The following is a 20,705-nucleotide window of genomic DNA, read 5'->3' as shown; positions in this document are numbered from 1 at the left end:
ATGCTGACCCTCAGTATGCTCCGCTGCCCGGTCGGCGTGCCGCCTGAATCGCGGGAGATCAGCGGTGCCGAGTTTTCGATCGGCCGCGACCAAAAAAACGACTGGGTCCTCCCGGATCCGGACAGGTTTCTGTCGAAACGGCACTGCGTGCTGAGCTTCGGCGCCACTGGCTGGCAGATCGTCGACACCAGCACCAACGGTACCTTTCTCAACCACGACGTCGACCCGATCCGCGACGCACCGCGTGGCCTGCGCGACGGCGACCGTATCCTGCTCGGGGCCTATGAGATGGAAGTCGCCCTGCAGGAGGGCGAGGAGCCGCTCCTCCGCCATGCCGACCAGCGCGACCCGGCGCATGACAGTGCGCGCGCGTATGCGCACGACCCGGCGCATGACAGTGCGCGCGCGTATGCGCACGACCCGGCCCACGATCCCGATCGGTCGCGCATCGACGGCCATGCCGGTGGCGCCCCCTATTCCGACGACCGGCTGCTCGGCGACCCATTCCAGTCCTCGCCGAACGACCCACTCGGGCTCGCGACCGGTGGCAACCAGATCGGCCTCCCCGAGCGCTTCGATCCGCTGGCCCCGGCCGACGAGCTGCAGGACAATGCGCCGATCATGCAGGATGGCGCATTCCTGGAAGCGCGCTACACGCCGCCACGCAGTTCGTCGGACCTGCTTCCCGATGACTGGGACGACGAGACACCGCCGCCTGTCCGCCTGACCAGGGCACCACCGTCTCCGACGGACAGCTTGCCGCCAACCACGCCCGAGCCCCTGCCGCCGGTAGACAAACCGAACATCGAGGCACCACGCCCGGTCGCCGCAATACCGGTCCCGCCTGCTCCGGAGCCTCTGTCGATCCCCGCCGATGTTACCGGACCCGGCACCGATCCGACCGCCGGACCCGGCAACGACTTCAGCACCGGACCCGGCGCCGATGCCGGCTTCGCCGCGTTCCTGCAGGGTGCCGGCATGGCCCCGGCGACGATGCCGACCGGTGCCGCCGCCGTCTCCACCCTGCAGGCGCTTGGTGGCGCCTTCCGCGCGATCGTGCACGGGCTGCGCCGGATCATGATCGGCCGTGCTTCGATCAAGGGCGAGTTCCGGATTGAGCAGACGATGATCCGTGCCAGCGGCAACAACCCGTTGAAATTCTCCGCCGACGACGAGGATGCGCTGTCCGCCCTGCTCAATCTCGGCCGTCGCAGCGAGTTGTCGCCGGAAGCCGCGATCGCCGATGCGCTGCACGACATGCGCCTGCACGAGGTGGCGATGATGACCGCGATGCAGGAAGCGGTGCGCGAACTACTGATCCGGCTCGAGCCGAAGCGCATGATGGACCAGGCCGGCCATCACACGCTCGATGCCTGGCCCGGAGCGCGACGCGCGCGTGCCTGGACCGCCTACGAGACGCAGCATCGCCAGATCGTCGATGCCCTGTCGGATGATTTCGACAGCGTGTTCGGTAAATCCTTCGCCCGCGCCTACGAACGCGCGATGGCCGAAGTCCAGGCGACGCCGGACGATGAATTGAGCAGCCGTCCACGGACACGCAGCCAGTGAGCAGGCTCGTCCGCGCGACGATGGGAGAATTGTTTTGAGCTGGACCAACCGCGTCGCTTGGCAGGAGGGCATGTTCCTGCGTGCGCAGCATTTCCAGCAGCAGGACCGCTGGGTCGAGACCCAGCTTCGCAGCAGTATCGCCCATCTCCGGCCGCATCCCTGGGGTGTCGCCAGCCTGAGCATCGCCCGCGACCTGCTCAATGCCGGCCGCTTCGCGATCGATGGCGGATCCGGACTGTTCGAGGACGGCACGCCGTTTTCCCTGCCCGGCGAGGCCGACCTGCCGGCGCCGTTCGACGTGCCCGACACCGCCCGCAACGTGCTCATCCACCTGGCCCTGCCGGTACGCCAGGCCGGTGCCCTGGAAATGGCCACGCCGACCCGCGACGAGGGCCGCTACCGTCCGCGCGCATTCGAGGCCTACGACACACAGTCCGGCGTCTCGCAGCCGGCGGAACTGCAGATCGGCCGCCTACGCCTGCGCTACATGCTCGATACCGACGACCGCGAAGGCTATCTGTGCCTGCCGGTGGCACGCATCACCGAAGTCATGTCCGATCGCCGTGTGGTGCTCGACCCGCGCTGGATCCCGCCGGCACTGCTGTGCTCGGCGGTACCGCCGCTGGCTGCACTCTGCGTCGAACTCGCCGGCATGCTGAACCAGCGCGGCGAGGCGGTCGCGGCGCGATTGACCGCCCCCGGCCACAAGGGCAGCGCAGAGATCGCCGACTTCCTGCTGCTGCAGGCGGTCAATGGCTGGCAGGTGGTGATGGCCCACCATGCCGATGCCGGCAACCTGCACCCCGAGGAGCTCTATCGCCTGCTTCTGCAAATGGCAGGCGAGCTCTCGACCTTTACCGACCAGCGTCGTCGCCCGAGTACGTATCCTGCCTACCAGCAGGCCGACCTGCAACGCTCGTTCGCGCCGGTGATGGCCGATATCCGCCGCTCGCTGTCGGCGGTGCTCGAACAGACCGCGGTGATGATCCCGTTGCAGGAGCGCCGGCATGGGGTTCGCGTCGGCGCCATCGTCGATCGCAGCCTGCTGGCATCTGCGAACTTCGTGCTCGCGGTGCAGGCGGAAATGCCGACCGAGTCGTTGCGCCGGCTGTTCCCGTCCACCGTCAAGATCGGCGCGGTCGAGCATATCCGCGAACTCGTCAACGTGGCGCTGCCTGGAATCGGTTTGCGTGCATTGCCGGTGGCGCCGCGGCAGATGCCGTTCTACGCGGGCGCATCCTATTTCGAGCTGGATCGTAATTCCCGGCACTGGCAGCAGATGCAGGCCTCCGGCGGCTTCGCGGTGCATGTGTCCGGTGATTACCCCGGTTTGACCATCGAACTCTGGGCGATCCGGAGCTGAAGGCCGGCCATGAGTGACAATCCTTTTTCCGAGCCCGACGACAACGAGCGGACCGTCATCCGTCCGATCCCGGGCGGACGGCGTGCCGCCCCGGGTGCGGCCGCGCCCGAAAGCTCGCCTCTCTCCGACCGCCCGTCCGGCCTTTCCGGTGGCGCACCGCCCGACATCGCCCCGGGCGAGGGCGGCGGCGCCCGCTTCGTCGACCTGCCGCCCGGTGCCGGCACCCCGATCGTGGCCGCGGCGGCCGGCTGCCTGAGCCTGCTCGGACGCTTGCGCAACGCGTTCTCGGTGCCGGACGCAACCGCCCTGCGCGACCATGCGGTGCAGGAGCTGCGTCGTTTCGAGCAGATCCTGCGCGCCCAGAACCTGCCGATGGAGCAGTTGCGCCCGGCCCACTACGCGCTGTGCGCCAGCCTGGACGACGTGGTGCAGGCGACGCCCTGGGGCAGCCGAGGCGCCTGGGCCGACGCCTCCCTGGTCTCGACCTTTCACCAGGAGGTGCGCTCCGGTGAGCGCTTCTTCGACCTGCTGGCCCAGCTTCGCCAGAACCCCGGCAAGTTCCTGCCGATCGTCGAGCTGATGTACCTCTGTATGTCGCTCGGCATGCAGGGCCGCTACCGCCTGTCCCCGCGGGGCCCCGCCGAGCTCGACCGTGTCCGCGAGGAAACCTACGTCCTCATCATGCGCAATCGCGGCCCCGGCGAACGCGCGCTGTCGCCGCACTGGCAGGGCGTCGCCGCACCGTATCGCCGCCACCGCCTCAGCCTGCCGGTCTGGGTCGCAGCCCTGGCCGGCATCGGGCTGATCGGGCTGGTCTATGCCTGGGCCTCGCTGGGCCTGGCCGGTGATTCCGATCGCCTGTTTGCCGCCGGCCTGTCGGTGCCGCCCGGAAAGATGCCGGCCATCGCCCGCAACATCCCGGTGGAAGCGGTCGCCACCGTAGCGTTGCCGAACGGCGCCAAGGACGCGCTCGCCGGCCTGCTTCGGCCCGAAGTGGCGCAAGGGCTGGTCAGCATCGTCGGCACCGATGCGGTTCCGGTCATCCGGGTGCACAACCAGGGTATGTTCGCCTCGGGTAGCGCCGACGTGCAGACGAGGTTCCGCCCGATCCTGACCCGCATCGGCAGTGCCCTGAAAACCCAGCCGGGCAGCGTGCAGGTGGTCGGCTATACCGACAACCAGCCGATCCACACGATCCGCTTCCCGTCCAACTTCGAGCTGTCCGGGGCGCGTGCCCAGGCCGCTTCCACCGTCATCGCCGCCGCCGCAGGTCCTGACGCGCACGTCACCGCCGAGGGCCGCGCCGACGCGGACCCGATCGCCGGAAACGACACCGCCGCCGGCCGCGGACAGAACCGTCGCATCGAGGTCGTGCTGCACCGATCCGGCCCGGGATCCGGAACCGCACCATGAACGAGAACCTGCAGAATCTGGGAGCGGTCCTGCTGGGCCGCTGGACCATGAGCTTTGCCGGCCTGGCGATCGCCGGCACCATCGCCTGGTATCTCGGCCCGCTGATCCCCGGGCTGAGCAGCACCCTGTCGCGCGCGTTGCTGATCCTGCTGTTCGTGCTGGTGTGGGCGATCGTCAACGGCATCCTCACCTGGCGCCGTCGCCGCCGTGGGCGCGCCTTGGCAAAGGGCGTCGTCGACGGCGGCGAGGCCGCGGCGCGTCGCTCCGGCCGCACCGAGGAGAACGAGGAAGTCGGGCGGCTGCGCGATCGGCTGCGTACCTCGCTGGCCGTGCTCCGGAAGGCGCAGGGCCGTCGCGGCACGCTCTACGAGCAGCCCTGGTTCCTGATGATCGGCCCGCCCGGCGCGGGGAAAACCACCGCGCTGACCCAGTGCGGCTTGCGCTTTCCGCTGGCCCAGCCGGACGGCACCGGCGGGCTGTCGCCCGGTTCGGTCGCCGGCGTCGGCGGTACCCGACTATGCGACTGGTGGTTCGCCGACGAGGCGGTGCTGATCGACACCGCCGGCCGCTACACCACCCAGGATTCCGACGAGAGCGTCGATCGTGCCGGCTGGCTCGGTTTTCTCGACCTGCTGAAGCGCACCCGTCCGCGGCAGCCGCTCAACGGCGTGCTGGTGGTGATCTCGCTCGCCGACGTCGCCACTGTCCCGGCCGCCGAACGGCTGAGCCATGCCCGCGCCATCCGCAGCCGGATCAAGGAAGCGTCCGACCGCCTTGGCGTAAGGCTTCCGGTCTATGCGGTGTTCAGCAAGACCGACCGCATCGCCGGTTTTACCGAGTTCTTCGACGATCTCGACCAGCAGGCGCGCCAGCAGGTCTGGGGCATGACATTCCCGCTGGCCAAGGGCGTCGAGATCTTCACGCACGAGTTCCAGCTGCTGGTCGAGCGCCTGGACAGCCGTCTCTACGAACGGCTGCAGGCAGAGCGCAGCCCGGACCGGCGAGTGGCCATTGCCGGGTTCCCGCTGCAGATCGCCAGTCTCGAGGCGCCGCTCACCGAGTTCCTGCAGGCGGCGTTCGGCGGTACCAAGCTCGATCGCGCGCCGATGCTGCGCGGCGTCTATTTCAGCTCCGGCATCCAGGAAGGCACGCCGATCGACCGGCTGACCGGCCTGCTGGCCCGCACCTTCGGGATCGACCAGAAGCGCGCGCCGAGCCTGCGCCCGGTTGCCGGCCGGTCCTACTTCCTCGGCCGCACCATACGCGACGTCATTCTGGGCGAGGCGCTGCTGGTGTCGGTCAACCCGGCCGCCATCCGCCGCCGCCGCATCTGGCGCTGGGGCGGTTTCTCCACCGTCGGCGTGGTGACGCTGGTGGCATGCCTGCTGCTGTGGCGCGACGCCTCGATCAACCGGGCCGCGATCGCCCGCGACCAGGGCGCCATCGACGCCTATGCGCGCACCCTGACCGGCATTCCGCTCGACCCGGTCGCCGACGACGACCTGATCCGGGTGCTGCCGGTGCTGGATTCCGCCCGCATGCTGCCCGGAAACGATGGCGGGCCGATCGGCCTGACCCGCTCGCGCTTCGGGATCGGCCAGCAGGACAAGCTGAGCGAGACCGACCGGCTCGCCTACCGGCATGCCCTGGAGCGGGTGCTGCTGCCGCGTATGATCTGGCGCATCGAGGGGCAGATGCGCAGCCATCTCGATCGCCCGGAATTTCTCTATGAAGCCACCCGCGTCTACCTGATGCTCGGCAACGACGGACCGCTCGATCCCAACCTCGTACGGGACTGGATGGTGCTGGACTGGGCCAGTCGTTATCCCGGCCCGGTCATGCAGCCCGATCGCGACGCGTTGCTGCGCCACCTGAACGCGTTGCTGGCCGGTCCGCTGCCGACCGTGGCGCTCGACGGCGCCCTGGTGCAGGAAGCCCGCAGCACCTTCAGCCGCGTCTCACCCGCCGAGCGCATCTACAGCCGGGTACGTCCGGGTGCAGCGGCGGTCGCCGTGCCGCCCTGGTCGCCGGCCTCGGTGCTGGGCGCCAATGTTGACGGCCAGATGTTCAACCGCCTGTCCGGCAAGCCGCTCACCGAAACCATTCCCGGCTTCTATACGGCGGAGGGCTTCCGCAGCGTGTTGCTGCCGGCCCTCAGTGCCGCCGTACGCGAGGTCGCCGACGAAAGCTGGGTGCTCGGTCGTCCCGATGAGGCAGCTGCGCCGAACGCCAGCACCCAGTCCCTGCAGGCGCTGGAAGCCGGGGTGATCTCGCTCTATGCCGCCGACTACGAGCGGCTATGGGATGCGATGCTGGGAGACCTCGCGCTGGTGCCGTTCCAGAGTCACGCCGACGCGGTGCAGAAGCTCTATGTCCTGGCCTCGCCGCAATCGCCGATGCGCGACCTGCTGGTGTCGATCGTGCATGAACTGGCCCCGGCCCGGATGGCCGCCCAGGCCGACTCCCATGCCAAGCCGGGTGCCCCTAAAGGCCCAACCGACTCCCAGGGCAGCCGGCTCGCCGCGATGTTCGACCAGCGCACCGCCGACGGTGGCCAGGTGCTGCCGCCCGGCCACGAGATCGATGATCATTATCGCACCCTGATCGACTTCACCGGACCGACGGGACAGGCACCGCCGATCACCGGCGTGTTCCGCCTGCTCAACCAGCTGCAGAGCGAACTGGCCCAGCTTCCCGGCGCCGAGAGCCCGTCGAGCGTGCTGCAGGGGAGCCAGGATCCGGCGCAGCTGCTGCTGGCCGAAGCCCGCCGCCAGCCGCCGCCGGTCTCCCGCTGGCTGCACCAGGTTTCCGCCGGCGGTGCCGCGATGGTCGGAGGCGACGCGCACCAGGCCGCCGCCGCCGCCTTCACCGGCAGCGAGGGACCGTCCAAGCTCTGCCACCAGGTGGTCGACGGGCATTACCCGTTCGATCCCACCTCGACCGCGGACGCGCCGATCGACGATTTCGTGAAGCTCCTGGCCCCCGGCGGCGCGCTCGACGCATACTTCAAGACCCAGTTGCGGCCGTACGTGAACACCAGCGGCACCACCTGGCACGCGCAGTCGCTTGGCGGGGTTCCGGCGCCGATCACCGATGCCTCGGTGGCCGCCTTCCAGCAGGCCGCGCTCATTCGCGACCTGTTCTTCCCGACCGGCGGCACCACCCCCTCGGTGCACTTCACCATCAAGCCGGTCTCGGCCGATCCGGTCTCGAAGCAGGTGGTGCTGATGCTGGGCCAGAACTCAGTGAGCTGGAATGCATCGGTGCCGCCTGCGCCGGTGAAGCCGGGTGCCGGCAAGCCCGTCGCGCCGGTCTCCACGCCGCCGACCGTGCATAGCCTCAGCGTCACCTGGCCGGCCGACGCGCTCAACGAGGTCGGGCTGACCTACCATCCGGACGCCTCGTTCCCGGTGCATGCCGAAGGTCCGTGGGCATTGTTCCGGCTGCTGAGCAGCGCCAGCATCGAGAAGTCGGACGAACCCGGGCACTTCTTCATCCACTTCCGCTCCGGTGCCCGCGAGGCGACCTTCTCGGTCGAGACCGGCTCGGCCGAGAGCCCGCTCGACCAGAGCGTGCTGCAGTCCTTCCGCTGCCCGGTCGTCCAGTGACCGCTGGTTCCGTGGACACCCCATCCGTCGCCGGCTTCTTCGGCAAGCTGCCGGCGAGGGGCGACTTCGTCGGCGGCGGCCTCTCGGCGACGCTCGTCGCGGCCTGGCATGGCTGGATGCAGCAGCGGCTGGCGGAAAGCCGGGACGAGTTGCAGGAGGGCTGGACCGAGGCCTGGCTGGTGGCGCCGGTGTGGCGTTTCGCGCTGCCGCCCGGCCAGTGCGGCACGCAGTCGGTGACCGGCCTGTTCCTGCCGAGCGTCGACAAGGTCGGCCGCTATTTCCCCCTGCTCGCCGCGATCGAAGGCGCCGGGGCAGGGCGCGACCCCTCGGTCCCGGACGCCACCCACTTCCATGACCGGCTCGAGGAAACGTGCCGCCTGGCCCTGGACCAGGACTGGCCGCCCGACCGGGTATCGACCAGCCTCGCCGACATCGTGTCGCCCGGCGACGCACCGGCGCGCACCGGCCTGTGGTGGTCCGAGGGTAGCCCGCTGGTTCCGGCCGGTGCCTTCGAGGCGGCATCGCTGCCCGACGGCGCCCGCTTCCGGCAGATGCTGCGCGCGTGAGTCCCTCGGTCCGCTATACCGCCACCTCCCATCCGGGGGCGGTCCGCAACGACAACCAAGACGCGATGCTGTGCCGTCCCGAGCTCGGCCTCTATGTCATCGCCGATGGCGCCGGTGGCCATCAGGGCGGCCGCGAGGCCGCGGCCCGGGTGGTCGCAGGCATTGCCTCGATCTCGCTGGACCTGAAACCGGCCGAGCGGCTCGCCAACCTGCGACGGCAGCTCGAGGCCGTGCATGAAAGCCTGGTCCAGGACGGCAAGGCCAGGCAGCAAAGCCGCGAACTGGCCCAGGGAATGGCCTCCACGGTCGTCGTGCTGCTGCTCGATGCGGAGTTCTTCGCCTGCCTCTGGACCGGCGACTCCCGTATCTACCTCCTGCGCGACGGCGAACTGATCCAGCTCACCCACGATCACAGTGTGGTCCAGGAACTTGTCGATGCCGGCATGATCGAGGCGTGGCAGGCCGAGGGTCACCGCCAGGCCAATGTCATCACCCATGCGATCGGCGCCGGCGACGGATCGCTCCGGCTCGACAAGCGGGTCGGGCAGGTGATGCCCTACGATCGGTTCCTGCTCTGCAGCGATGGCCTGACCAAGACACTCGACGATGCCTCGATTCGAGCCGTGCTGGAGCAGGGCGGCGACGCTGCCGCCTCGCTGGTCGATGCCGCCTTGCGCCTGAAAGCTCGTGACAACGTCACCGCGATCGTCGTTTCGACCGATTAGCTCCAAGCCGCCGGCGGGTGACTCGCCGGCGAATTGCTGTTCCCGATGAAGAATGGGCTGGACATATTCAGCAAGGAATGTGTCGTTCATGCCATAGCCGCGAATCGCGATGATCAGGTATAGTCCGTCAAATTAATTGAATCGGAGTTTTTCGATGAGCAAGGCTTTCATTTCCGCCGTCCTCCAGGACAGCCTGAACTGCACCGGAGTGGCCGCCAACCGGGCCGCCGACGACATCGTCGCAGCCATCGTGCGCGAGATGAAGAAGGAGGGGGGCTTCACCCTTCCGTCCTTCGGCACCTTCCGCGTCGCCAAGACCAAGGCCCGCAAGGCGCTGAACCCGCGCACCGGCGAGCCGGTCAAGGTGAAGGCCGGCAAGACCGTACGGTTCAAGGCCAGCCCGAACCTGAAGAAGGCCGTCTAGCCACGGCGTCGCCCGGATGCCGTATCGCCGCAGGGGAATTTCCGCGGGATCCGGCATCCGGACCATGAACGGCGCGGGTCCGTGACCCCGGCGCGCATTCTCCCGTGGGAGGTCCACCCGGCGCTGACCGAGGACAGGCTTCGCGCCTGTGCACTCATTCTTGCCCATGCGCGTCGGGATGCGGTCAGGCTGGCTGAGCCGGCTCTCGGCGACGATGCCTGGTCGATCGGCTGCCGCGCCTACGCCTTCGGCAAGCAGCGCCTGCAGCGGGCCGCCGCCCGCGGCACCTACAACTGGCTCAGCGTCCTGGACGAGAGCCACCATTTCGTTTTCATGATCGAGGATGTCCCGGTCCGTTTCTTCCGCGGTTCCGCCGACGAGCCGACCGCGCGCACCCTGCGCCGGCAGATCCTGGAGGCGCAGCAACTGACGATGGCGCTGGGCCCGGAGCAGGCCGAGGGCCTGGTATTCCGGCTGGCCCTTGAAGCCACCGCCGGCGGCGATGTCGATCGCGTGGTGTTCCTGGCACTGCGGGGCGAGGACGGCCAGGTCGAGTGCTTCTGGCCCGTCCCCCTGGACGTTGCGCCAGGCGAACCATCCGGTCCGGCGCCGACCCAGCTTCGACTTCTCGGCGAGGATGCCAGCGACGTCCTGGTCTCCGTCCCCGGTCGACCCGAGCGGAAGCAGCCCGGCTCCAAGCCGCGCCAGCGCAATAGCGTACCCCTGTAGGCAGAAAGAGGTCGCGACGACCGACGGTCCGGGGACCTGCACGAACCGCCGCCTGCGCCGACGGCCTTGTCGCCCGCCATGTCGAGAGAAATGACAGCCGAGACTTGCAGCCGAACCAGATGGGTGCGGGGTCAGTCCAAGACGTTCTATGCAGGACGAATTCGTTCGACGTGGAGGATTGAGAGATGGAAAAATCAACCTCAGCCAGGCATTCCGCAAGATCATGGAGTTGGCCGGAATTTTTACTTCTTGTTCTGGTTCAGCTGTGGCTCGCGCATGCCTTGGTGTTCTTCGCGCATGAATACGCTCATTCCTTCACGGCATTCTTGCTTGGCTGGAAAGCGGACCCGCTTGCCCTGCATTTCCCTCCATCGTCATTAACCGTTTGGCTCATGCAACTGGGGATCGACCAGAACGTCGATGAAGCTCCGATCTTTGCCGCCGGGCATGGCGTCGATGCCGGGCTCATCGCATTGGCAGGACCCTTGCTCGGCAACGGCATCATCACCTACCCGATGAGCCGCCTTGCCTACGTTTGGGCAAAACGCCGTGGGAGCAGGACGTGGGGAATGCTCGCCTATTGGGCATGTACAGCAAGCGTCGGCAACTTCATCGATTACGTTCCCATCCGCACCTTCACCCTCGATGGGGATATTGGATCGGTTCAACGTGGCTTCGGCTGGTCTTCCTGGACGGTTCTGTTTGTTCTGGGAACGCCGACGCTACTCGCGCTGGCATATTTTCTGCTCCGTATCGTTCCCTCCACCCTGCGGTGGCTTTTCCCCGATTCGGCCGCGCAACGTTTCCTTGTCGCGGTCCTGACCGTTTGCATCCTGTTCGGCTTCTTCGGAGCAGCCGGATTGTCGGGAAGTGGGCCGATCTCCCACCGGCTCTCGATGATATCGGTATTCGGATGCCTTCCGTCAGCAGTGATCCTGAGCGCAGTGCTTGCCGTACGGGCCCGCTACACCGGGACCCGTAGGCCGTGATTCATGTAGATCCAGAACAAGGGCCGCGACGATTTCGGTAGCGGCGCAGTTCAAGCAGGAGCCATCATACTCCGGAGAGGATTGGCCCTCAGGACATCGGCCCACGCAAGACTGTCACAATTCTTTGCGCCCGTTACGGTAGCCCCGGCTTCAGACTGCCCCGGACATTAGTCCGATCGCCCCGCCTTGGAGTTCGCCATGCCCATCGACCCGATCTTCGGCACAGAGGAGGGCCGCCGCATGCTGGCGGCCGAGCGCGGTTATGATTGGCGCCGGTGGGGTCCCTACCTGAGCGAGCGGCAGTGGGGAACCGTGCGCGAGGACTACAGTCACAATGGCGATGCCTGGAATCACCTGCCGCACGATCATGCCAGAAGCCACGCCTACCGGTGGGGCGAGGATGGGCTGGCAGGCTTTGCCGACGACAAGCTGCTCTGGTGCCTGTCCCTCGCTTTATGGAACGAGAAGGATCCCATCCTCAAGGAACGGCTGTTCGGGCTGACCAACGAGCAAGGCAATCACGGGGAGGATGTCAAGGAACTCTATTACTTCCTGGACGGTACTCCGACCCACTCCTACATGAAGATGCTCTACAAATACCCGCAAGCCGCCTTTCCCTACGAGCGCCTGGTCTCCGAAAATCAGGCACGCGACGCACAGGCGCGAGAGTTCGAGCTGGTCGACACGGGGATCTTCGCCGAGCGGCGCTATTTCGATGTCGAGATCGAGTACGCGAAGGCATCCGCCGACGACATCCTGATGCAGGTGACGGTGCATAATCGGGGTCCCGAGGCGGCGCCGTTGCATGTCCTGCCGCACCTCTGGGCCCGCAACTTCTGGTCATGGAGCAGCGAGCAGACGAAGCCGATCCTGCACTTGAATGAGGGGCGGGTACAGGCCTGGCATCCGAAGCTGCTTCGTACGCGCGTGTGCGAGATCGACAAGGCCGCGAACTGGCTGTTCTGCGAGAACGAGACCAATCTCGAGCGGATCTACAACGTTCCAAACCACGGTCCCGTCAAAGACGGGATCAACGACTTCGTGGTCGACGGAAAGCAGGATGCCGTAAACCCGGAGGCGACCGGCACCAAATGCGCCGCTCACTTGCGCCTCGTGGTGGCGGCTGGGGGCAGCGAGACGATCAGGTTGCGCCTGCGCCCACAGGCGGACCAGGACGCTTTCGCCTGGTTCGACGAGATCATGGCCTCCCGCCGGGCAGACTGCGATGCGTTCTATGCCGCCGTGCAGGGTGGCATGCCGGACGCCGACAGCCGGCACGTGCAGCGGCAGGCGCTGGCCGGAATGTTATGGTCGAAGCAATTCTACATGCTCGACGTGCGTCGCTGGCTCGACGGAGATCCCGCGCAGGCGCAGACGCCGCCGGAGGAGCGCAAGCAAGGTCGGTCCAGCGAGTGGCGCCATCTCAACAATGCCGACATCGTATCCATGCCGGACACCTGGGAGTATCCTTGGTACGCAGCCTGGGACCTGGCCTTCCATTGCGTGACGTTCGCACTGATCGATCCAACCTTCGCCAAGGACCAGCTTCTGCTGTTGATGCGCGAGCGCTACATGCATCCGAATGGCCAACTCCCGGAGTATGAGTGGGCTTTCGGCGACGTCAATCCGCCAGTGCATGCCTGGGCGGTGTTGCGCGTGTTCCAGATGGACCGCGAGATGACCGGCGTACCGGACTGGTCGTTCCTCGAAAAGTGCTTTCAGAAGCTGCTGCTGAATTTCACCTGGTGGGTAAACCGCAAGGACTCCGAAGGTCGAAATATCTTCGGCGGCGGCTTCCTGGGTCTTGATAATATTGCGATCTTCGACCGCTCGAAGCCGCTACCCACAGGCGGGACGATCGACCAGTCGGATGGCACCGCCTGGATGGCGATGTTCACCCTTGACCTATTGCGGATCGCCCTGGAGTTGGCGCTCCATAACCCTGCCTACGAGGACATGGCGACCAAATTCTTCGAGCATTTCCTGTTCATTGCGGAAGCGATGACCAAGACCGGCGGCATGGGCCTGTGGGACGAGCAGGACCAGTTCTTCTACGACGTCCTGCATCTCTCCGATCACGATCCAATCCCGCTCCGCGTACGGTCGATCGTCGGGCTGATACCTCTCTTCGCTGTCGAGGTCATCAACAGTAGTGTCTTCAGGGCATTGCCGGAATTCGCCGAACGCCTGCAGTATTTCCTGCACGACCGGCCGGAGCTTGCGAAGCTTATCTCCCGCTGGAGCGAGCCTGGAACCGGCGAGCGTCACCTGTTATCGCTACTGCGTGGCCATCGCATGAAGATGCTTCTGCGGCGTATGCTGGATGAGGACGAGTTCCTGTCGCCGCATGGCGTACGCGCCATGTCACGCCATCATCTGGAACATCCCTACGTACTCGACCTTGGAGGCACGCAGTTCGGCATCACCTACGAGCCGGCCGAAGGCACCACCCGCGTGTTCGGCGGTAACTCGAACTGGCGGGGCCCGGTCTGGATGCCGATCAACATCCTGCTGATCGATAGCCTTCGCGAGTTCCACAGCTATTACGGCGATGACTTCCTGATCGAATGCCCGACCGGTTCGGGAGTGACCATGTCGCTGCGCGACGTCGCCGCTCATCTGGCGAGCCGGCTGACGCGCCTATTCCTGCGCGGCGAGGGCGGTCGGCGGCCCATGCTTGGCGACGACGTGGTATCGCAGACCGACGAGCATTTCCGGGATCATATTCTGTTCCACGAGTACTTCCATGGCGACACGGGACGCGGCCTTGGCGCGTCGCACCAGACCGGCTGGACCGGTTGTATCGCGCTGATCCTGGCCGGTCCGGACAGTGCCTGGCGAGTAGTCTCTGCGCACCGAGGCTGAGCGGTGGGTTCTTTTCCTCGTAAGCGCTGACGCAGTCGGGGTCGAGATCCAGGTCAGTGCGGGTTGCGAGCGTGCCGATCAGCGTTGCGCCGGTGCTTCCACGCCGAATGTTCCAGGCGGCCTGCGCGTAACTCCCGGCGTGACTGTGGACGTTCACCGGACCGGTGTGACCCCTCCGTTCCGGCTCCCGCCACCGACATTGACGCATGTCCAGCATCTTGGCGTAGCAACCGGAACGCTCAACGACCGCCCGCTCGATCCAGCGTTGCTATCACGCCCTCCCATGGCGCGGCCCCGGCATGCTTCACCTTGTTGAACGCCACCTGCGGGTCCTGGATCGTCGTGCCAGGAAGCAGTGCCCGCGCATCGAGCCCACCGGTGACCGCCAACAAGGACGCCTCGGCAACAATGGTGTCATGGCGGCTCTCCGCCAGCGAAACCTGCGCGGCACGCAGGTTCTCGTCGGCGATCAGCACGTCGAGCGTGCTGCGCAGTCCGTAGCCGTACTCGAGCTGATACCCCTTCAGCGCCGCCGCCGCCGCCGCCGCCTGACCCTCGTTCGCATGGATCGAGATCATGCCTGCATGCACCTGGCTCCACGCGGTCAGCACCGTCTGCTCGGCCTGGCGGGCCGCGGTATCGACCGCCTGGCGATCCGCTTCATTGCGATCCTTTGCCTGCCTGACCTGCGAGGCGACCAGCCCTCCGGTCACCAGGGGCTGGGTCAGCGTGACCAGCCCGGTCACCTCGCGATCCAGTTCGTGGCTCCGGAAAGGCGCGGCTGCCCCGATATAGCCGAACGAGCCCTGCGCCCCGATCGTCGGCATGTAGGCCGACCGCGCGGCCGCCACATCTGCCTGCGACGCCGTCGCCGCCAGCCGGCTCTGCTGCAAGGCCGGGCTGGTGTCGTCGGCCCGGGCCAGTGCCACGTCGAGTACCGCCGGCAGGCCGGGCAGGGCGGTCGGCTGCACCAGCGCGCCCGGCGACACGCCGACGGCGGCACGATAGTCCGCCCGGCTGGCGTCGAGTTGCGCGTCGGCCGCAGCCAGCGATGCCACTGCCTGCTGCCGCTGCGCTTCCGCCTGCGCGACGTCGGTACGGGTCACCTGCGCCCCCAGATCGAAGCGCGACGTGGTCTCCGTCACCTGGCGCTCCAGCGTGACCAGATCCGCGTGCCTCACCGTCACGATGTCCTGGTCGCGCAGCACATCCATGTAGGCGAGAATCACCGTCTGGAACGTCTGCGCCTCGATCAGCCGCAATCCCTGCTGTCCTGCCTGCACGCGTGCGTCGGCGGCCCGTACTGCATTGGCGACACGGCCGCCGGTATAGAGCGGCTGCGTCACCGTCACCGCCGCTTCGACGGAATTGGTCTGGATCGTTCCCGCTCTGTAGTCGTAGCTGTATGGACCCTGCTGATACCCGCTATCGACATGCGCGGTGACCACCGGCCGCCAGCCGGTCCGCGCCTGCACGGAGTTCTCGTTGGTAGCCCGTTGCAGCGCGCGCTGGCCGCTCAGGCTTGGGTTGGTGCGATAGGCGAGCGACAGCGCATCCTGCAGCGTTTCCGCGTTCGCCACACCGGCGCCCGATACCGCCAGCAGGCCAGCGGCAAGCAACGTCGCCCTATTCATAACGCAGTGCCCGCCCCGGTTCCGCCCGGGCGACGCGCCAGGCCTGTCCGAGAACCGTCAGGATCGAGATGGCCAGCGCTGCGACCGTCGCGGCGATGAAGTAGCCCGGCGACAGCGCGATCCGCTGGTCGAAGCCGGCGAGCCAGGCGCGCATCGCCATCCAGGCGATCGGCCATGCGATGAGGTTGGCAATCAGCACCGGCCGGATGAACTGCCCGACCAGCAGCAGCAGCACGTCGCGCGTCGAGGCGCCCAGCACCTTGCGTATGCCGATCTCCTTGACCCGCCGCGCGGTATTGAACGATGCAAGCCCATAGAGCCCGACACAGGCGATCGCGATCGCCAGCACGGCACCCGCCGAGAACAGCCGCGCCCGCTGCTGGTCCGGCCGGTAGAAATCCCCGAGCCTGTCGTCGGCTGTCTTGGCGACGAACGGCGTATCCGGCACCACGCTGCGCCAGGCCGCCTGCAGCCGCCGCATCATCTCCGCGCGCGGAACACCGGAAAAGCGGATCGCTGCCTGCGCGCTGTCGATCGCGTGCGTGTCGTAGAGATAGAATTGCGGTGCGACGGGCTCGCGTGGAGACATGAAGCGCACATCACCCCTGACGCCGATGACCTGCAGGGTGATTTTCCCCCGACGGCCGTTCCACCCGATGCTCTTGCCCAACGCATCTCCGGCATCGCGGAACCCCAGGGTCGCTACCGCACGCTCGTTCAGGATCGTGCTGAGGATGCGGCCTTCCATCGGCTGGCCGCCGATGTCGTCGAGCCGGTGGGCGTCGTCGAACTTCCGCCCAGCCACGAGCCGGGTGCCGTAGGTCCGGTCGTAATCCCGGCCGATCGTTTCCAGGATAAGGTCCGGAGCACGCCCGAGCAGGCCCGGTTTGCCGACCCCCGTCACACTCGTGCTGCTGCTGTCTGGCTCACGATCCGACAGCGTCGCCGCAACGACGCCCGGGACGCGACGCAGGGCGTCCATGATCACGTTCTGCCGGGCGAGAAGTTCGGAAGACTGCGTCCCCTCGACGATGATCAGCCCCTGCCGGTCGAAGCCGCGGTCGGCGCTGCGCAGGAAAGATGCCTGCGCGTCGATCACCAGGGTGCAGATCGCGAATGCGATGGCACTGACGAACTGCACCAGCACCAGCAGGTTGCGCAGGCGGATGCCGGCGCGGCCCCCGGTCGGCGTCCGTGCCGACGCCAGCACGGCAGCCGGGCGATAGGCCGCGAGCAGCGTCGACGGGTAGATCCCGGCACCGAGACCAACGATCACGACCAGTAGCAGCAGAAGCGGCACGATACGGCGGTAGTCGATGGCCACCGCCCAGCCGCCGAGCGAGTTCAGGAGCGGGATCGCGGCCTCTGCCAGCGCCAGCCCGACCAGCGCCGCCAGGCTCACAAGCGCCACGGCTTCGCCGAGAAACTGCACCATCAGCATCCGGCGTGTGGCCCCCATCACCTTGCGAAGCGCCACCTCGCGAGCCCGCAAACCCGAGCGTGCGGTTGCCAGGTTGATGTAGTTGATCGCCGCCATGACCAGCGCCAGCACGCCGACCAGTCCCAGGCTCAGCACGATACGCCGATCGACGCCGGGTACGATCCCGTTGACCACGACATCATGAAAATGCGCGTCCGGAAGGTTCACCAGCGACAAGGCCACGTGCTCCTCCGGATGCGTGCCTTCCTTGTCCTCGCCCGCACCGGCGGCCCGGCGCGCCACGAAATCCCGCAGGCCCGCAGCGACGGCTTTCGCATCCGCCTGGTCGCGGAAGCGCAGGAAGATGCTGCCGGAACTGCTGCCCCATCGCTGGAACGCGGTCCGGCCTTCTTCGAGCGCTGGTGTCAGCGGCACAAGCAGGTGAAGGACGAACGTCGTGTCGTGCGGCAGATCCTTGAGCACACCGGATACAGTGTAGCTGCGCTTGGTTCCGTCGTGATTAACATCCAGGCTCCTGCCGAGAGCCTGGGTCGTGCCGAAATACTTCAGCGCGATGCTCTCGGTGATCACGATAGATGTCGGCGCCGACAGCACCTGATGGCGTTCGCCGCTCAACAGCGGAAACCCGATCACATCCAAGAAATTCGGGTCGACGTAGGTAACCGTTTCGCTGTCGATGGTGCGACCGGCGGAGACCGGCTCCGGACTATCCATCATGCGGGTTCCCGCCTCGATCTGCGGATAATCGGCGCGCAACGGGTCGAGTGCCACGAAAGTCACGCTGTCGCTTTCCTGCCGCGCCTGGCCTGGTGCGAAGCGAACGGTATCGAGCCGGTAGATATTCGCCGCATTCGGGATCCACCGATCGAAGCCGTTCTCGTAGTGGACCACCAGGGTCAGCACGAGGAACACCGCAATGCCGAAGGCAAGGCCGAACACGTTCAGCGCAGCATACAACCGGTGGCGCGCCAGCGAGCGGTAGAACGTCAGAATGGTATGGAACAACATCGCGCGGTTCTCAGGCTACGTGGTGCAGGAAGACGACCGTGCACCTGTTCATGATCTCGATGCGGAAGCCGGCACGGCCCCTGGCCGCGACGCGCATGCCGGCCTCCTCTCGAGCGTAGTCGGCGCGGTGAGGGACCGCCGCCATGAAGAGCGCAGCGAGGTTTGCCTGCTGTGCCTGGCCAGGACGCCGATCAAGATCGTCGACCCGAACCACGTCTGCAGCATCCGGAACCCATCGGTCGGTCCCGTCCGGTCGAGGCGCTGCAAGGATCAAGACGACCAAAGCCGCGATCCCCAGGCCGAGGCCGAGCATGTCGAGCGCCATATACGGCCGGCGGCGCACCATCGTGCGAGAGAGCTTCAGAAAAGCGGGAAGCAACATGGGGCGTCCCTTTTCAGATCGCGTTCTGCACGGAAATCACCACGCGTCCGTCGAGCATCTCGATGCGCCGCCGGGCGAGATCGGCGTGGCTCGGCGAATGCGTCACCATGACGATGGTGGCGCCATCCGCATTCAGTGCAGCCAGGATTTCCATCACCTGCGCGCCATTCTCACTGTCGAGATTACCTGTGGGCTCGTCGGCAAGGATCAGCGCCGGGTCACCGACGATCGCCCGGGCGATCGCCGCGCGTTGCTGCTGCCCGCCGGATAGCTGGTGTGGATAATGGCGGGCCCGATGCGCGATACTGACCCGGTCCATGGCCGCTGCGACCCTCGCCCGGCGATCGCGCGCCGGCACCTTTCGGTAGATCAGGCCGAGCTCGACGTTCTCCTCGATGGTGAGCTCGTCGATCAGGTTGAAGCTCTGGAACACGTACCCGAGATTGTCGCGCCGGAATGCCGCCAGTGCCGCTTCCGGCAGTTCTGTCACCTCGGCCTGCTCGAACCGATACAGCCCGCTGCTGGGCCGGTCGATCGTGCCGAGAATATTCAGCAACGTCGATTTGCCGCACCCGCTCGGCCCCATGATCGCCACGAACTCGCCTTTCTCGATCACCAGGTCGATCGATTTCAGGGCCGTCGTCTCGATCTCGTCGGACCGGTAGAAGCGATGGATGTTGGATAGCGTGATCATGACCGGTCCTTCAATTGACGAGCAGGTGGGAAAAGTTCTGGAAGCGTCCATAGGAAGAGGTGACCACCCGCTCGCCTGCCGACAGGCCGGATATGATCTCGACCTGTTCCGGATTGCGCCGGCCGGACACGATGGCGCGCCGCACCGCATGGTGGCCGCTGGCATCGAGGACAAACACGAAGCTGCCGCCGCTGCCCTCCAGCCAGGGTCCTGCCGGCAGCACCAGGGCAGGATGAGTCTGGCCGAGCGTGATCCGGATCTCGACGCTCTCGCCGCGACGCAGACCCACCGGCGGCTGTCCCACAAAAACAAGCTCGGATCGAAACTGTCCGTTACTGACCTGAGGTTTCACGCGGGATACCGTCAGCGTCACGTCCGTGCCTCCGAAATCGGCACTTGCATGCTCGCCTTCGGCAACCCGCCCGAGATAGAATTCGTCGATATCGGCATCGAGGCGATAGGCCCCCTCGCTATCGATCTGGCCGATCTGGTCGCCCTGCTTCAGGCTCTGCCCCGGCTGCAGCAGGAAGTCGGTCAGACGCCCATCGACCGGCGCGCGCAGGACAAGCGCATCGAGGCTGCTTTCGACCTCGTCGAGATTGCTTTTCAGGCGCGTCGTGGTCTGGTCGATCTCGGCGGCCTGGCGTTCGGACACCGCCTTGTCACGCAGACGGGCCTGCCGCAACGTCGATACCCTGACCGTGTAATACCGTGTCTCGTCCTCGAAGCTCTTGACGCTGGCATCGGACTCGAACCCCTGCTCATGCAGGTGCCGGCGGATATCCAGGTCTCGTTCGGCCTTCAGCAGATTATAGTTCGCCTCGGCAATCGCATTGTCCTGCGCGGTCAGGTTCTGCTGCAGCGACAGGCGCTGGGCGCTGACCTGGCCAAGCTGCCCGGCGATCGCCGCACCCCGGGAGGTCACGTCGAGCCGCAACTGCGGATTGGACAAGGTCGCCAGCATGTCCCCGGCCTTGACCGATGCACCATCCAGCACCGAGACCCGCGCGACCGTTCCGCCTTCGACCGCGCCGACGAACACCGTACGCAACGGGGCCACCGTCGCCCGCACCGGAAGATAATCCTGGAACGGCGCATCCTCCGCGGATGCACTGGTGATCTCCTCGGCCGATACCGACAGCGACCCCGATGCCGGAACCAGTTCGAAGGCCGCCGCCGCGACGCAGATGCCTAGTCCGGCGACGCCGAACGGCAACCACCGGCGCAGCTTCCGCCAGCGTGACGTCGCGATGCGCCGGTCCATCAGGACGCCAGGCACGGGCGGCCGTCCGGCG

15 protein-coding genes are annotated in these 20,705 nt (G+C 66.8%); 10 read left to right on the top strand and 5 right to left on the bottom strand.

The window, feature by feature from the left end; genetic code table 11:
* From tagH to HN018_RS11855, 10 genes are all read left to right on the top strand, one after another.
* Positions 1-1,569 (top strand): type VI secretion system-associated FHA domain protein TagH, encoded by a 1,569-nt coding sequence (tagH, locus tag HN018_RS11900; RefSeq protein WP_171835593.1) that lies wholly within the window; start codon positions 1-3, stop codon positions 1,567-1,569.
* A gap of 34 nt (positions 1,570-1,603) precedes the next feature.
* A complete protein-coding gene (gene tssK, locus HN018_RS11895; protein WP_171835592.1) occupies positions 1,604-2,932 on the top strand; it encodes a type VI secretion system baseplate subunit TssK in 1,329 nt (442 codons plus the stop codon).
* A gap of 9 nt (positions 2,933-2,941) precedes the next feature.
* Positions 2,942-4,345, top strand: a complete 1,404-nt coding sequence (gene tssL / locus HN018_RS11890; protein WP_171835591.1) for a type VI secretion system protein TssL, long form — start codon at positions 2,942-2,944, stop codon at positions 4,343-4,345.
* Positions 4,342-7,953 (top strand): type VI secretion system membrane subunit TssM, encoded by a 3,612-nt coding sequence (gene tssM / locus HN018_RS11885; protein ID WP_171835590.1) that lies wholly within the window; start codon positions 4,342-4,344, stop codon positions 7,951-7,953. The genes tssL and tssM overlap by 4 nt, the downstream gene beginning before the upstream one ends.
* An 11-nt stretch (positions 7,954-7,964) precedes the next feature.
* Positions 7,965-8,519 carry a type VI secretion system-associated protein TagF gene (gene tagF, locus HN018_RS11880; RefSeq protein WP_171835589.1) on the top strand — a complete coding sequence of 185 codons (555 nt, stop codon included), beginning with the start codon at positions 7,965-7,967 and terminating at the stop codon, positions 8,517-8,519.
* A complete protein-coding gene (locus HN018_RS11875) occupies positions 8,516-9,244 on the top strand; it encodes a PP2C family protein-serine/threonine phosphatase (RefSeq protein ID WP_171835588.1) in 729 nt (242 codons plus the stop codon). Before tagF ends, HN018_RS11875 begins: the two co-directional genes overlap by 4 nt.
* Positions 9,245-9,398: 154 nt before the next feature.
* On the top strand, positions 9,399-9,668 hold the full coding sequence (locus tag HN018_RS11870; RefSeq protein ID WP_171835587.1) for an HU family DNA-binding protein: 270 nt from the start codon (positions 9,399-9,401) through the stop codon (positions 9,666-9,668).
* Positions 9,669-9,749: 81 nt separating this feature from the next.
* Positions 9,750-10,397 (top strand): hypothetical protein, encoded by a 648-nt coding sequence (locus tag HN018_RS11865; RefSeq protein ID WP_171835586.1) that lies wholly within the window; start codon positions 9,750-9,752, stop codon positions 10,395-10,397.
* A gap of 185 nt (positions 10,398-10,582) precedes the next feature.
* Complete coding sequence (locus tag HN018_RS11860) at positions 10,583-11,386, top strand: hypothetical protein (protein WP_171835585.1); 804 nt, start codon at positions 10,583-10,585, stop codon at positions 11,384-11,386.
* A 198-nt stretch (positions 11,387-11,584) separates the two neighbouring features.
* A complete protein-coding gene (locus tag HN018_RS11855) occupies positions 11,585-14,251 on the top strand; it encodes an MGH1-like glycoside hydrolase domain-containing protein (protein ID WP_171835584.1) in 2,667 nt (888 codons plus the stop codon).
* A 239-nt stretch (positions 14,252-14,490) separates the two neighbouring features.
* On the opposite strand, the gene HN018_RS11850 is transcribed toward HN018_RS11855, so the two are convergent.
* From HN018_RS11850 to HN018_RS11830, 5 genes are read right to left on the bottom strand one after another with little or no spacing between them, the layout of a single operon-like run.
* Complete coding sequence (locus HN018_RS11850) at positions 14,491-15,885, bottom strand: TolC family outer membrane protein (RefSeq protein WP_171835583.1); 1,395 nt, start codon at positions 15,883-15,885, stop codon at positions 14,491-14,493.
* Positions 15,878-18,334, bottom strand: a complete 2,457-nt coding sequence (locus tag HN018_RS11845; protein ID WP_171835582.1) for an ABC transporter permease — start codon at positions 18,332-18,334, stop codon at positions 15,878-15,880. The genes HN018_RS11850 and HN018_RS11845 overlap by 8 nt, the downstream gene beginning before the upstream one ends.
* 10 nt (positions 18,335-18,344) lie before the next feature.
* The gene (locus HN018_RS11840; RefSeq protein WP_172443476.1) at positions 18,345-18,716 is read right to left on the bottom strand and encodes a hypothetical protein; all 372 of its coding nucleotides are present in this window, start codon (positions 18,714-18,716) and stop codon (positions 18,345-18,347) included.
* Between the two features lie 13 nt (positions 18,717-18,729).
* The gene (locus HN018_RS11835) at positions 18,730-19,410 is read right to left on the bottom strand and encodes an ABC transporter ATP-binding protein (protein ID WP_171835580.1); all 681 of its coding nucleotides are present in this window, start codon (positions 19,408-19,410) and stop codon (positions 18,730-18,732) included.
* 10 nt (positions 19,411-19,420) lie between these two features.
* On the bottom strand, positions 19,421-20,689 hold the full coding sequence (locus tag HN018_RS11830) for an efflux RND transporter periplasmic adaptor subunit (protein WP_239478620.1): 1,269 nt from the start codon (positions 20,687-20,689) through the stop codon (positions 19,421-19,423).
* Positions 20,690-20,705: the final 16 nt, after the last annotated feature.

Origin of the sequence: Lichenicola cladoniae, from assembly GCF_013201075.1 — a bacterium.
Taxonomy (GTDB): domain Bacteria; phylum Pseudomonadota; class Alphaproteobacteria; order Acetobacterales; family Acetobacteraceae; genus Lichenicola; species Lichenicola cladoniae.
Note: the sequence above shows the minus strand (reverse complement) of the source record. Positions and strands in the feature narration are given on the sequence as shown.

What these genes read in the sequence shown, in the direction of transcription:
- tagH (WP_171835593.1), top strand. Translation starts at nt 1, where the DNA reads ATGCTGACCCTCAGTATGCTCCGCTGCCCGGTCGGCGTGCCGCCTGAA.
- HN018_RS11870 (WP_171835587.1), top strand. Translation starts at nt 9,399, where the DNA reads ATGAGCAAGGCTTTCATTTCCGCCGTCCTCCAGGACAGCCTGAACTGC.
- HN018_RS11845 (WP_171835582.1), bottom strand. Translation starts at nt 18,334, where the DNA reads ATGTTGTTCCATACCATTCTGACGTTCTACCGCTCGCTGGCGCGCCAC.
- tssM (WP_171835590.1), top strand. Translation starts at nt 4,342, where the DNA reads ATGAACGAGAACCTGCAGAATCTGGGAGCGGTCCTGCTGGGCCGCTGG.
- HN018_RS11855 (WP_171835584.1), top strand. Translation starts at nt 11,585, where the DNA reads ATGCCCATCGACCCGATCTTCGGCACAGAGGAGGGCCGCCGCATGCTG.
- HN018_RS11835 (WP_171835580.1), bottom strand. Translation starts at nt 19,410, where the DNA reads ATGATCACGCTATCCAACATCCATCGCTTCTACCGGTCCGACGAGATC.
- tssL (WP_171835591.1), top strand. Translation starts at nt 2,942, where the DNA reads ATGAGTGACAATCCTTTTTCCGAGCCCGACGACAACGAGCGGACCGTC.
- HN018_RS11840 (WP_172443476.1), bottom strand. Translation starts at nt 18,716, where the DNA reads ATGTTGCTTCCCGCTTTTCTGAAGCTCTCTCGCACGATGGTGCGCCGC.
- HN018_RS11860 (WP_171835585.1), top strand. Translation starts at nt 10,583, where the DNA reads ATGGAAAAATCAACCTCAGCCAGGCATTCCGCAAGATCATGGAGTTGG.
- HN018_RS11850 (WP_171835583.1), bottom strand. Translation starts at nt 15,885, where the DNA reads ATGAATAGGGCGACGTTGCTTGCCGCTGGCCTGCTGGCGGTATCGGGC.